Genomic DNA, 13959 nt, shown 5'->3' with positions numbered 1-13959 from the left:
TTTTTCAGGCGTCGTTGTCCGATTTTGTCACGTAGTGTCAAAAGACAATGGACAGCTGGGCATTTTATGATACAATAAAACAGAAACAGATGTTCTTGTTTTGGCAGGAAGGGGTGGCCTTGTGGCAAAACAGTCGATATACGAATATAACGAAGATGCCATTCAAGTGTTAGAAGGGCTTGAGGCGGTGCGGAAACGGCCGGGGATGTACATCGGCAGCACCGACAGCCGCGGGTTGCATCATCTTGTTTATGAAATCGTCGATAACTCGGTCGATGAAGCGTTAGCCGGATATGGGAACTACATTTTGGTGCAAATACATAAAGATAACAGCATCACCGTCCTCGATGAAGGGCGCGGCATGCCGGTCGGGATGCATAAGCTTGGCAAGCCGACGCCGGAGGTCATTTTGACGGTGCTCCATGCCGGGGGCAAGTTCGGCCAAGGCGGCTATAAAACGAGCGGCGGCCTGCACGGGGTCGGGGCCTCGGTCGTCAACGCCTTGTCCGAGTGGCTTGTCGTCACGATTCACCGCGATGGCTTCATTTACCGTCAGCGGTTTGAGCATGGCGGCAAGCCGGTCACAACGCTTGAAAAAATCGGGATGACGGACAAAACCGGAACGGTAATCCAATTTAAACCTGACCCGACGATTTTCAGCACAACGGTATTCGATTATGAAATATTGGGCGAACGGCTGCGCGAATCGGCCTTTTTGTTAAAAGGGCTGAAAATTGAGCTCGTGGATGAACGGACCGGCATGCGCGACGTCTTTCACTATGAAAATGGCATTGAAGCGTTTGTCGCCTATCTGAATGAAGAAAAAGACGTGCTTCATCCGGTTGTGTATTTTGCTGGCGAGCAAAACGGCATTGAAGTCGAGTTTGCGTTTCAGTTCCATGACGGCTACTCGGAAAACGTCTTGTCGTTTGTCAACAACGTGCGCACAAAAGACGGCGGGACGCATGAAGCAGGGGCGAAAACGGCGATGACGCGCGTTTTTAACGAATACGCCCGCCGCGTCGGCTTGCTCAAGGAAAAGGATAGAAATTTAGAGGGGGCCGATATTCGCGAAGGGCTGTCGGCGGTCGTCTCGGTGCGTATCCCGGAGCATTTGCTGCAGTTTGAGGGGCAGACGAAAGGGAAGCTCGGGACGAGCGAAGCGCGTTCGGCCGTCGATGCGGTTGTTTCCGAACAATTGACATACTTTTTGCAAGAAAATCCGGACGTGAGCGCGATGCTCATTAAAAAGGCGATCCGGGCGTACCAGGCGCGCGAAGCGGCCCGCAAAGCGCGCGAGGAAGCGCGCAGCGGCAAAAAGCGGAAAGGAAAAGAGGCGCTTTTAAGCGGCAAGCTGACACCAGCGCAAGGGCGCAATCCGCAAAAAAACGAGCTGTATTTGGTGGAAGGCGATTCGGCGGGCGGCTCGGCCAAACAAGGGCGTGACCGCCGCTTCCAAGCAGTGCTGCCGCTGCGCGGGAAGGTCATCAATACAGAAAAAGCGAAGCTTGGCGACATTTTGAAAAACGAGGAAATCAATACGATCATTCATGCCATTGGCGGCGGCGTCGGCGCTGATTTTTCGCTTGAGGACATTAACTACGACAAAGTGATCATTATGACCGACGCCGACACGGACGGCGCTCATATTCAAGTGTTGCTCTTGACGTTTTTTTACCGCTACATGCGCCCGCTCATTGAAGCGGGGAAAGTGTACATCGCCTTGCCCCCGCTTTATAAAATCAGCAAAAAAAGCGGCAAAAAGGAAGTCATCGAATACGCATGGACGGATGAGCAATTGCGGGAAATCACGAAACGAATGGGCCGCGGCTATACGATTCAGCGCTACAAAGGGCTTGGCGAGATGAACGCCGACCAATTGTGGGAAACGACGATGAATCCGGAAACGCGCACGTTGATCCGCGTGCGCATTGAAGATGCGGCCCGCGCCGAGCGGCGGGTGACGACGCTCATGGGTGACAAGGTCGAACCGCGTCGCAAATGGATTGAAACGCATGTTGCCTTTGGGCTTGAGGAAGAGCCAGGGTGGATCGGCTGATGGCGGCGCGAAAAGGCGCCGCCATGATCGCGCCGACGTCTTGTAGGAAAGGAGAGGTATGATGGCAGAGCGATTGTTGGAATTGCCGTTAGAAGACGTGCTTGGCGACCGCTTTGGCCGCTACAGCAAATACATTATCCAAGACCGGGCGCTGCCCGATGCACGCGATGGGTTAAAGCCGGTGCAGCGCCGCATTTTGTATGCCATGTACGTGGAAGGCAATACGGCGGACAAACCGTTTCGCAAAGCGGCGAAAACGGTCGGGAACGTGATCGGCAACTTCCATCCGCACGGCGACTCGTCCGTGTATGAGGCGATGGTGCGGATGAGCCAGGACTGGAAGCTGCGCAACGTGCTGATTGAAATGCATGGCAACAACGGCAGTGTAGACGGCGATCCGCCGGCGGCGATGCGTTATACGGAAGCGCGTCTGTCGGCCATTGCCGCTGAACTGCTTCGCGACATTGACAAACAAACGGTCGCGTTTGTGCCGAACTTTGATGATACGACGGAGGAGCCGACGGTTTTGCCGGCGATGTTTCCGAATTTGTTGGTAAACGGATCCACCGGCATTTCCGCCGGCTATGCGACCGACATTCCGCCGCATGCGCTCGGCGAGGTGATCGATGCTGTCCTGATGCGCATTGACCGGCCGGATTGCACGGTTGACGACTTGATGACCGTTCTTCCCGGTCCTGATTTTCCGACCGGCGGCATCATCCAGGGGAAAGACGGCATTCGCAAAGCGTACGAAACGGGGCGCGGCAAAATCATCATCCGCGCCAAGGCGGCAATCGAGCAGGCGAGAGGCGGCAAAAGGCAGATTGTCATCACCGAGCTGCCGTATGAAGTGAACAAGGCGAATTTGGTGAAAAAAATCGATGAGCTTCGTTTGGACAAAAAGCTCGACGGCATCGCCGACGTCCGTGATGAAACGGACCGGAACGGGCTGTCGATCGTCATTGAGCTGAAAAAAGACGCCGATGCCGAGGCGATTCTCAGCTATTTATACAAAAACACCGATTTGCAAGTGCCATACAGCTTTAACATGGTGGCGATCCATGAACGTCGGCCGAAGCTGATGAGCCTGCCGGAGCTGTTGGATGCATACATCGCCCACCGGAAAGACGTCGTCACAAACCGCTCGCATTTTGAGCTTAACAAAGCGAATGAGCGAAAACATATTGTTGACGGCTTGATCAAAGCGCTCTCGATTTTGGACGAGGTGATCGCGACGATTCGCGCGTCAAGCGACAAGCGCGATGCGAAAGATCGGCTGATGGCGAACTACGGGTTCACCGAGGCGCAGGCGGAAGCGATCGTGACGCTTCAGCTGTACCGGCTGACCAACACCGATATTACCGCACTTCGGCAGGAAGCAAAAGAGCTCGACAAAACGATCGCTGAATTGACCGCGATTTTAGCCGATGAGAAAAAGCTTCTTATGGTCATTCAAAAAGAGTTGAAGTCGATGAGAAAACAATATGCGGATGAACGGCGAACGGTGATTGAAGAGGAAATTGAGGAGCTGAAAGTGAACGTTGAAGCGCTCATCTCAGCCGAAGATGTGATCGTCACGGTGACAAAGGAAGGGTATGTGAAACGGACGAGCTACCGTTCCTACAGCGCATCGAACGGTCAGGACATCGGCATGAAGGAAACCGACCGCCTGCTCGCTCAACTGGAGATGAATACGACCGATGTGCTCTTATTGTTTACCCGTCGTGGCTATTATTTGTATTGCCCGGTGCATGCGCTGCCGGATATCCGCTGGAAAGACGTTGGCCAGCATATTTCAAGCTTGATTCCGCTCGAGCGCGATGATGAACTTGTCGCCGCTGTTCCTGTTTCCTCATTTGAGACGGATAGACAGCTTGTCTTTGTGACCAAGCAGGGGATGGTGAAACGGACCGAACTTTCCCAATATCAAGTGCAGCGCTACACACGCCCGCTTGTGGCGATCAATCTGAAAGACGATGATGAAGTAACCGCCGTCTATGCGACCGACGGCCGTGGTCTCATTTGGTTGGCGACGCATGATGGGTATGCGCTATTGTTTGCCGAAGAAGAAATCAGCTTGGTCGGCGTGCGTGCGGCCGGGGTGAAAGGCATTCAACTAAAAGAAGGCGATTTTGTCGCCGCCGCCTGTCCGATTCGTTCCGAAGACTGCGGTTCCCTCATTGTCGTAACGCAGCGTGGGGCGGTGAAAAAAATGGCGTTAAGCGAGTTTGGGCCATCCTCGCGCGCTAAACGCGGCGTGCGAATCGTGCGCGAAGTGAAATCGAACCCGCATCGAGTAGTTATGGCCATTCTCGTTGATGAGAGCGGGGGGACGGTCGGAATCCGGACGGAAAAAGGGGTCATCGAGACGGTGGAGGCCGCTTCGCTTCGCCTGTCGGACCGCTACAGCACCGGATCGTTCGTCATCGATACAGATGAGGCGGGGACGGTGGCAGACGTCTGGAAAGAGCCGGTGAAGTTGCTAGGAAAAGGGGAAGAATAAGGGGGAAGGAGAAGCCGGGTGAGGTCTCCCGCTTCGTCCCAGTGGATCCCGCGGTTGGCGTTTAGATTGGCTTGTACGTATATATAGCACTGAAAAAGGTGTCCCCAAACAGGAGCGGGACACCCTTTTTCAGTGCCGGTTAGACATTGCCTTCGTGAACTACCCACCAGCTACACTTCGCTTAGAGGTGGGGGCTTCAAGCGACTTGTGTGTGTTCGCCGAACGGTAAGCCAAACACAAGAACCCTTTACGCTTCCCTTCGTTCCGAAGGTGTCCGTTCTCGCCATATTCGATCATATTCGTTGGCTAACGCCAATCGAAATTGCCAATCGAAATTCATCTCCCACTTTCCCTTCGCTTCGAAGTGGGAGACTTCTTTCGGAAAGATGTTAAAAAAAAAACGCAAATGAACAAAGATTTTCGCCACCTACATGATTAGGTTTTGGATGTTGAGGAAAATTTTCCGATTTGGCAGTCAGAATGGGGTTCTCCTGCCCGCGTGACTAATGGTTTCACCAAAACTTCCACCATTTGTCCGCCCGGGTTCGGGCGGTGCTGGCGCTTGCCGCTGTTTGGCGGAAGGAAAGGACGAGTTCCCGGAACGCTTTCTCCCGTTCCAAAATGCGCTGTTCCAACCGTTTCCGCTCTTCCTCCTGTCTTGTCTTTTCCTCGTGGCAAAACGCGACGACCGTTTCCAAATGTTCATGCAGCTGTTCGGTTTTTTGCTGCCAAGCTTCTTTGTAATCATGAAGCGAGCGGTGCACCGTTTCGGCGGCTGCTCTCGTTTGCTCGCCGATATCATCAAGCTTCCCTTTTACCTCATCCATCGCCTGCTGCACGACCGCTGTTGTTTCCCGCTTTAAGGCATCGACGATCTCATCTTTCATGCGGGCAGCGAGCTGCTCGGCTATGTATGGAGCGCCATGGCGCAACAAGCGGGGAACATCGATAATTTCCCCTTCCATCACCGCCGATTCCGGGGGAGAGGACGGTTCATTGGCTTGTTTCAATTCCGCAGCGATCTCGTGCAGGCTGCGGCCGTCGGCGAGCAGCGTCTGGATTTGGCGGAACCGGTTGACGAGCTCTTCAGTGTAAATGCGCGCTCCTTGGGAAGTGCGTGGAATCGTAATCCATTCAGCAAGTTGCTTTTCCCATTGTTTCAAGTCGCGGGCTGTGACCCCGATTTTTTTCGCCGCTTCGCGGAGCGTATATGTTTTCATGGCGTTCCCCTCTTCCTTTTTTTCTCGTTTAGGATGACTATGTTTTATTTTCCCACTTGGTCGTTTATTTTCCTGCTGTTTGACAAAACATAACAAAAGAAGTGGAAGTTAGTGAAAAACAAACAATGATTGTCGACATATGCAAGTTTTTATCGAAAGACGTTGACAAACCTGTATATACAAGATAAAATAAGTTTGTGTTGTATATACAAGTTTGTAACCGATTGCTGAAAGCGATTTAACACAATCGGAAGCGGGAGAAAGAAAAAGGAGGCATGCGTGATGGGGGCATATGAGCAAACAGCCGCGCAAATCGTCGAGGCCATCGGCGGCAAGGAGAACATTGTTGCCGCCACACATTGTGTGACCCGGCTTCGGTTTGCGCTCAAAGACGAAGGGAAAGTTGACAAAGAGGCGCTCGAACGCATTGACGTCGTCAAAGGATCGTTTTCGGCTAACGGCCAGTTTCAAGTCGTCATCGGCCAAGGGCTTGTGGATAAAGTGTATAACGACCTTGTTGAACTGACGGGCGTCGGACGGGCGACAAAGCAGGAAATAAAAGATGCGGCGGAAGCGAAGCTCAACCCGCTGCAACGTGCGATCAAGACGCTCGCCGACATTTTTATCCCGATTTTGCCGGCGATCGTGACAGCTGGTTTGTTAATGGGGATTAACAACGTTTTAACCGGACCAGGTATTTTTTATGAAGGGAAATCGTTTGTCGACGTGCATCAACAATGGGCTGATTTGGCGAACATCATCAACTTGATCGCCAATACAGCGTTCGTCTTCCTGCCTGGTTTGATCGGTTGGTCGGCGGTGACGAAATTCGGCGGCAGTCCGCTGTTGGGAATTGTTCTTGGCTTGATGCTCGTCCACCCGGATTTGTTGAATGCTTGGGGCTGGGGGGCGGCGAAACAAGAAGGGGAAATTCCAGTTTGGAATTTATTTGGGCTTGAAGTGCAAAAAGTCGGCTACCAAGGGCAGGTATTGCCGGTGTTGGTGGCTTCGTACGTATTGGCGAAAATCGAGCTGTTTTTGCGCAAGCGCATTCCGGATGCGTTTCAACTGTTGCTTGTCGCACCGCTTGCACTGCTTGTTACAGGTTTCTTGGCATTTATCGCCATTGGTCCTGTCACGTTTACAATCGGGAATGCGATTACGAGCTTGTTTGTCGGGATTTTTGACAATGTTCCAGCCATTGGCGGTTTGCTATATGGCGCGTTGTATGCGCCGCTTGTCGTCACCGGGATGCACCATACGTTCTTGCCGGTTGACTTGCAGTTGATCACCAGCACAGGCGGGACGTTCTTATGGCCGATTTTGGTCATGTCGAACATCGCTCAAGGCTCTGCGGCATTGGCGATGATGTTCGTCGCTAAAGACGAAAAGCTGCGCGGATTGTCGTTTACCTCCGCCGTCTCGGCCTATCTCGGCATTACCGAGCCAGCGATGTTCGGGGTCAACTTGCGCTTCCGTTTCCCGTTTATTGCCGCTATGGTCGGAGCGGCGATAGCAGGAATGTTTATCACGATCAATAAAGTTATCGCGCCATCGATCGGTGTCGGTGGTTTGCCGGGCTTCTTGTCGATCGTGCCGCAGAAATGGCTCCCGTTCTTTATCGGGATGGCGATTGCGATCGCGGTGCCGTTTGTGCTGACGTTTATCTTCGGCAAAGTGCGCAAAGCTGCACGCTAACGGTACATTCATAGAAGTAAAAGAACGATGTGCTAAATGCTCAGTTTGCTGACATACCATTGGCCGCCAACGCCAATGGTATGTTTTTCATTCATTGTTGAAGTCAACGAACGAGGTGAAAAAACGTGTCAACAACACCATGGTGGAAAAAAGCGGTTGTGTATCAAATTTATCCGAAGAGCTTCCGTGATACGAACGGGGACGGCATCGGCGATTTGCCCGGGATCATCGAAAAGCTCGATTATTTGAAAGAACTTGGCGTTGACGTGATTTGGCTGACGCCGATTTATGCGTCGCCGCAGCGCGACAACGGCTATGACATCAGCGACTATTTCGCCATTCATCATGCGTACGGGACGATGGCTGACTTTGACCGCTTGCTTAATGAGGTGCATGCGCGCGGCATGAAGCTTGTCATGGACATGGTCGTCAATCATACGTCGACCGACCATGAATGGTTCAAGCAGGCGAGTGCATCCAAGACGAGTCCGTACCGCCATTTTTACATTTGGCGCGACCCGAAGCCGGACGGCAGCGCGCCGAACAACTGGCAGTCGAAATTCGGCGGTTCGGCGTGGGAATATGATGAACAAACTGGGCAATATTATTTGCATTTGTTCGATGTGACACAAGCCGACTTGAATTGGGAAAACGAAGAACTGCGCCGCCGCATTTACGAGATGATGCATTTTTGGCTGCAAAAAGGGGTCGACGGCTTCCGGCTCGATGTCATCAACTTGCTGTCCAAAGACCAGCGCTTCCCGGACGATGACGGCTCGATTCCACCGGGCGATGGACGCCGCTTCTATACGGACGGGCCGCGCATCCACGAGTTTTTGCAAGAGATGAACCGGGAAGTGTTTTCTCAATATGACGTCATGACCGTCGGGGAAATGTCGTCGACGACGATCGACCATTGCATCCGTTACACGAATCCGAAAAACCGCGAACTCAATATGACGTTTAACTTCCATCACTTGAAAGTCGATTACCCGAACGGGGAAAAATGGGCGGTCGCCCCGTTTGATTTCCTCGCCTTAAAACGCATTTTGTCGGAGTGGCAAGTGCGGATGCACGAAGGCGGGGGCTGGAACGCGCTTTTTTGGTGCAACCACGACCAGCCGCGCATTGTGTCGCGCTACGGCGATGACGGAACGTATTGGAAAGAGTCGGCGAAAATGTTGGCGACGGCGATTCATCTTATGCAAGGGACGCCATACATTTACCAAGGCGAAGAAATCGGCATGACCGACCCGAAATTCACCGATATTCGCGATTACCGGGACGTCGAGTCGCTTAATATGTACCGGATTTTGCTTGAAGAAGGCAAAAGTGAACAAGAGGTGTTAGACATTTTGCAGCGGAAGTCGCGCGACAATTCGCGCACGCCGATGCAATGGGACGACAGCGCTCATGCCGGTTTCACATCCGGGACGCCGTGGATTCGCGTCGCCGACAACTATCGGCACATCAACGTAAAACAGGCGCTTGCCGATCGTGATTCGATTTTTTATCACTATAAGCGGCTGATTGAGATGCGCAAGCAGTATGACATTATTACGACCGGCCGCTACGAGTTGCTCCTTGCCGACGATCCGCACCTTTTCGCCTATATGCGCCATGGTGACGGGGAGAAGCTGCTTGTCGTCAATAACTTTTATCCGGTCAAAACGACGTTCGTGCTGCCAAAAGAAGCGGGAGCGGACGGTTGGAAGGGCGAGCGGCTGTTGTCCAACTATCCGGATTCACCGGACGATTTTCGCCGCATCGACCTGCGTCCGTACGAATCAGTTGTTTATCTTCTGCGCCGTCCATGATACAATACAGACGGTGATGATCATGCATGAAAACAAATATTTAGCCATTTATCACGATCTCGTTTCCCGCATCCGTCATGGGGAATGGAAGGCGTACGATAAGCTGCCGTCAGAAAATGAGCTGGCTGTCCGGTATGAGACATCGCGCGAGACGATTCGCAAAGCGCTCAACTTATTGTCCGAGCACGGATACATCCAAAAAATGAAAGGAAAAGGGTCGATTGTGCTTGATGTCGGCAAATACGACTTTCCGGTCTCCGGGCTTGTCAGCTTCAAAGAGCTGGCGCAAACGATGAAACAGCCGGTGCGGACGATCGTCCATGAACTGGCGGTCGTGAAGCCGGACGGCGAGCTTCGGCAGCAGCTTCGCGCATCAAGCAAAGATGATGTTTGGAAAGTCGTGCGCGTTCGCGAAATCGGCGGGGAGCGGATCATTTTAGATAAAGATTTTTTCTTAAAAAAATATGTTCCGGTATTGACGAAAGAGATTTGCGAAGACTCAATTTATGAATATTTGGAAACGAAACTTCATTTGCCGATCAGCTTCGCGAAAAAGGAAATGTCGGTCGATGAGGCAACGGAGGACGACCGCCGCTATTTGGATCTAAATGGCGATGACCGCGTCGTTGTCGTGAAAAACTACGTCTATTTAAACGATGCGGCCTTGTTTCAATACACGGAATCGCGGCACCGGCTTGACAAGTTTCGTTTTGTCGACTTTGCCCGTCGGAAATGACGAAGTCCGACCGTGCGCTAGCAAGTTGGGCGGCAAGCTTCATGTTTTTCTGGGACTGGCCTAAAACGCATTCGCGTTGTAGATCAGTCCCATCTTTATTTCGGCGCTCTAGTCGTGGGGGAAACAAATAAACAATAAAATAAAACTATGTTCTAAATAATCATTAAAAATCATAAACAATCTACATTATGGCTATCCTTGTTAACAACGGCATCAGAAAGGGGGCGCCGACGTGGAAGGAACCTGGTGGTCGCTGTTGCCTTTTCTTCTCATCATTCCACTTGCTGTTTGGCTGAAAGAAATTTTGCCCGGCCTCGTTGTCGGTCTGCTTGTCGGGGCGCTCTGCCTTGAGCAGTCGGTCATTGGGGCCATCGAGCGAACCGTCTCCGCCATTCTTCATTCGCTTAGCGATCTTGAACATATCAAAGTAGCAGCGTTTTTATATTTGTTCGGTTCGCTTGTCGGCATGATGCAAATTACCGGCGGGATCAAAGGGTTTGTCGAAAGGCTTTCCGGGCGCATCCGCACGAAGCGCGGGCTGCTTTTATTCGTTTGGCTGACAGTGCCGGTAACGTTTTTCATGCCGATGTTCCGCATTATGCTGCTTGGGCCGGTGATGAAGGCGGTGCTTCGCCAGTTTCGCATCGACCGTCGCCGCATGGCGTACATCATCGATGTCTCGACTGAGCCGATCATCGTGCTGTTGCCGGCGGCGACGGCGTTTGTCGGCTTCATGACCTCAGTGGTGGCGGCAGCGCTGGCGCAAAACGATATTCGTGAATCAGCGTATGATATGTTTTTACGCAGTTTGCCATACAACTTGTTTGCCATTATCACCCTTATTGTCGGGCTGTTGACGACGCTGTTGAACATTCGGATTGGCAGACCGCAGACCAAAAAAGGGGAAGGCGAAACGAATGAACTGCACGGTCTCGGGCTGCGCAAAGAACTGGCGCTTATCGCCGGAGAGCCGCTTCATCTTTTCGTCCCGTTGGCGCTGCTGCTCGGATTAACGTTTGTCTTTTTTGTCTATGACGGCCGTCAGCGTGGAGCGCGCGATTGGTTTGAGGCGTTTTCCGAAGCCGATGCGACATGGGCGATGCTTTTGGCGCTGTTTGTAACGATCCTATTGTCCATGGTGTTTTACTTGTGGCGCAAGCAGTCGCTCTCGGAACTCATTTATCATTTTTTCGCCGGGGGCAACGAGCTTATGGCGCCGATCGGCATGTTGATTCTCGTTTGGGCCGTATCGGCGGTAGCCGGGGAGCTCGGATTCACTGCTTACGTGGCCTCGACGTTTGGGACATGGCTTCCCGGGCCGTTCGTGCCGGCGGCCGTGTTTTTAGCCGGCTCGTTTCTGTCCTATTTTATCGGGTCGTCATGGGGGACGTGGGGCATTTTCATGCCCCTTGGCGTCACACTCGCCCATGCGACCGGAGCGCCGCTTGAGATGACCGTCGGCGCGGTGTTTGCGAGCGGAACGTTCGGTGCGTTCGCTTCACCGCTCGGCGATACAACGATTACAACGGCGGCAATTATGGATATGGATTTGATGAGTTATGCAAAATATAAGTTGCGCATCTCCCTCATTTGTGCTGGGCTGTCGCTCGCTGGGTACGTGCTTTTGCCGCTTTGGGTCGGTTAGAAGACGCGTTTCCGCCCAGCCTTTCTTTCGCCTTATTTATAATATAACACCATGTTCTAATTAATCAATATTAAAAACAAAACAGTTGCATCATAAAGCAAATCAAGCTATGATAAAAACAACATACTGACTAGTCGGTAGTCAAGTGTTCAGGATGATCCACGCATCGAACGCTTGGCTCCATCTAAGAAGGGGAGAGGGAGAGAAATGAAAACACATACGATCACAATTAATCCTCGCTTTTGCGAAACTGACGCGCTCGGGCATTTAAGCAATATCAGCTATTTCATTTATTTGGAGGAAGCGCGCACCCGCTTATTCGATGAATTAAGCTATGGAGGACGAACTGGCAATTGGCATTTTATTTTGGCGTCTGCGAAATGCGATTTTGTCAATCAAGGGTTTTTTGGCCGGCGACTCCGTGTCGAAACGAACGTCTCCCGCATCGGTCATAAAAGTTTTCAATGCATTCACCGCATTATTGAAGAAGAGACTGGCCAACTGATCGCCATCGGGGAAGCGGCAGTCGTCTACTTCAACTTCCATACGCAAATGAGCGAACCGCTTCCAGATGACTTGCGGGCGTTGCTTGCGCAATACCTCGTCTCCGCTGTCGAGGAGACAAATTCATCTGTTCGCTGCGAAAAACAATGACTATGTTTAGGTTGCGTCACCCGCCGGCAGGGCGGGTTTTTTTGCCTTTGTTCGTTTTCTCTGGACCGAACCGCCCAATGGCCACATATTGTATGAGTAAGTTGACCCGGAAAGGAGAACGATGCCGGTGATTCACGCAAAAATTGGAAGCGCCACCTATACGTGTCGCGGCGAGCTCGAGGACCACTTCCAACCGTTTCGCGACGGAACAATCGGCCGGTTTCATCCGTTTTCTACGCCGTTTGGCGAACAGCGGCTCATCTACGCCGACTGGACGGCGAGCGGACGGCTGTACCGGCCGATTGAAGAGAAAATGGTTCGCGAACTTGGTCCATTTGTCGGCAACACGCATACGGAGTCAAATGTGACCGGAACAAAAATGACGCTTGCGTATCAATACGCCAAAGACATCATCAAACAGCACGTTCACGCCGGGAGGGACGACGTATTGATCATGCAAGGAGCCGGCATGACGAGCGCCGTCAACAAACTGCAGCGCTTGCTTGGCTTGCGCGTACCGGAACGATGGAAGCCGCATCTTCCGCTTACAGATGATGAGCGTCCGGTCGTCTTCGTCACCCATATGGAGCATCATTCGAATTTATTATCATGGACCGAAACGATCGCTGAAGTCGTCACGATTCGGCCCACCGCCAACGGTGGGGTTGATCTTGATCATTTGCGCGAGCTGCTCAAGCGCTACCGGCAGAGGCCGCAAAAAATCGGCGCATTCACCGCCTGCTCGAACGTCACTGGTCTAGAGACGCCGTATCACGAATTGGCCAAACTCATGCATGAATACGGCGGACTTTGTTTTGTCGATTTTGCCGCTTCCGCTCCGTACGTCCGCATCGATATGCACCCGGATGATCCACTCGAAAAGCTCGATGCCATTTATTTTTCTCCGCATAAGTTTCTCGGTGGGCCGGGAAGCGCCGGCGTGCTTATTTTTGACAGTCGATTGTACGACCAGAAGGCGCCGGACCATCCGGGCGGCGGGACGGTGTATTGGACTGATCCATGGGGGCATTATGAGTACGTGGAAGCAGTCGAAGAGCGGGAAGACGGGGGAACACCGCTATTTTGGCAAACGATCAAAGCAGCGCTCGCCATCCAACTGAAAGAGCAGATGAATATCACGAAGATGGGCGCCCGGGAAAAAGAACTCGTTTCGCTCCTGCTGCCGGCGTTACAGGACATCCCTGGTGTTCATGTGCTAGAAGGACATCGGAGCGACCGTCTTGGCATTGTTTCGTTCGTGATCGAGGGACTTCATTATAATCTTGTCGTCAAACTGCTTAACGACCGCTTCGGCATTCAGGCACGCGGTGGTTGCTCATGCGCCGGCCCGTACGGCCATTATTTGCTTGGCATTGATCAAGAACAGTCGGCTGCCTTGCTGAAGGAAGTCAAAAGCGGCAACGCCCTCGCCAAACCGGGTTGGATACGTCTATCGCTCCACCCGACGATGACGAATGAAGAAGTGTATGCGATCATTCGCGCCGTCCGCCAAATCGCCCGCTATGGCCGCCGCTGGCAAGATGAATACGAATACGATGCGGCAAAAAACGAGTTTGTCCACCGTGGTGATGACCGGTATATCCGGCATTTTTTCCTCTTTTAATGG

At 52.4% G+C, this 13959-nt stretch carries 9 protein-coding genes; 8 read left to right on the top strand and 1 reads right to left on the bottom strand.

From position 1 onward, the window contains the following. The first annotated feature begins 121 nt into the window (after nt 1-121). Nucleotides 122-2059 (top strand): DNA topoisomerase IV subunit B, encoded by a 1938-nt coding sequence (gene parE / locus M493_RS08295; RefSeq protein WP_020959874.1) that lies wholly within the window; start codon nt 122-124, stop codon nt 2057-2059. Between the two features lie 61 nt (nt 2060-2120). After that, nucleotides 2121-4562 carry a DNA topoisomerase IV subunit A gene (parC, locus tag M493_RS08290; protein WP_020959873.1) on the top strand — a complete coding sequence of 814 codons (2442 nt, stop codon included), beginning with the start codon at nt 2121-2123 and terminating at the stop codon, nt 4560-4562. A gap of 512 nt (nt 4563-5074) precedes the next feature. Here the strand turns inward: parC and M493_RS08285 are convergent. Further along, nucleotides 5075-5782, bottom strand: coding sequence for a MerR family transcriptional regulator (locus tag M493_RS08285; RefSeq protein ID WP_020959872.1), 708 nt, complete (start codon nt 5780-5782; stop codon nt 5075-5077). Nucleotides 5783-6064: 282 nt separating this feature from the next. Here M493_RS08285 and treP point away from each other — a divergent pair, with 282 nt between their 5' ends. The 6 genes from treP (at nt 6065) to M493_RS08255 (ending at nt 13956) form a co-directional block, all read left to right on the top strand. Further along, nucleotides 6065-7480 (top strand): PTS system trehalose-specific EIIBC component, encoded by a 1416-nt coding sequence (gene treP, locus M493_RS08280; protein ID WP_020959871.1) that lies wholly within the window; start codon nt 6065-6067, stop codon nt 7478-7480. 125 nt (nt 7481-7605) lie between these two features. Further along, nucleotides 7606-9297 (top strand): alpha,alpha-phosphotrehalase, encoded by a 1692-nt coding sequence (gene treC, locus M493_RS08275; protein WP_020959870.1) that lies wholly within the window; start codon nt 7606-7608, stop codon nt 9295-9297. 22 nt (nt 9298-9319) lie between these two features. Next, nucleotides 9320-10033: a trehalose operon repressor gene (gene treR, locus M493_RS08270; protein ID WP_020959869.1), complete on the top strand. Its 714-nt coding sequence runs from the start codon at nt 9320-9322 to the stop codon at nt 10031-10033. Nucleotides 10034-10265: 232 nt separating this feature from the next. Then, complete coding sequence (locus M493_RS08265) at nt 10266-11678, top strand: Na+/H+ antiporter NhaC family protein (protein WP_020959868.1); 1413 nt, start codon at nt 10266-10268, stop codon at nt 11676-11678. A 207-nt stretch (nt 11679-11885) separates the two neighbouring features. After that, nucleotides 11886-12332 (top strand): acyl-CoA thioesterase, encoded by a 447-nt coding sequence (locus M493_RS08260; RefSeq protein ID WP_020959867.1) that lies wholly within the window; start codon nt 11886-11888, stop codon nt 12330-12332. Between the two features lie 127 nt (nt 12333-12459). After that, complete coding sequence (locus M493_RS08255) at nt 12460-13956, top strand: aminotransferase class V-fold PLP-dependent enzyme (RefSeq protein WP_235183454.1); 1497 nt, start codon at nt 12460-12462, stop codon at nt 13954-13956. The last annotated feature ends 3 nt before the right edge of the window (nt 13957-13959 follow it).

This window comes from Geobacillus genomosp. 3 (assembly GCF_000445995.2).
GTDB lineage: Bacteria > Bacillota > Bacilli > Bacillales > Anoxybacillaceae > Geobacillus.
This window is presented reverse-complemented; position numbering and strand designations above follow the sequence as displayed.

Coding starts and splice junctions, on each gene's coding strand:
- treR (WP_020959869.1), top strand. CDS start 9,320: ATGCATGAAAACAAATATTTAGCCATTTATCACGATCTCGTTTCCCGC.
- parC (WP_020959873.1), top strand. CDS start 2,121: ATGGCAGAGCGATTGTTGGAATTGCCGTTAGAAGACGTGCTTGGCGAC.
- M493_RS08285 (WP_020959872.1), bottom strand. CDS start 5,782: ATGAAAACATATACGCTCCGCGAAGCGGCGAAAAAAATCGGGGTCACA.
- M493_RS08260 (WP_020959867.1), top strand. CDS start 11,886: ATGAAAACACATACGATCACAATTAATCCTCGCTTTTGCGAAACTGAC.
- treP (WP_020959871.1), top strand. CDS start 6,065: ATGGGGGCATATGAGCAAACAGCCGCGCAAATCGTCGAGGCCATCGGC.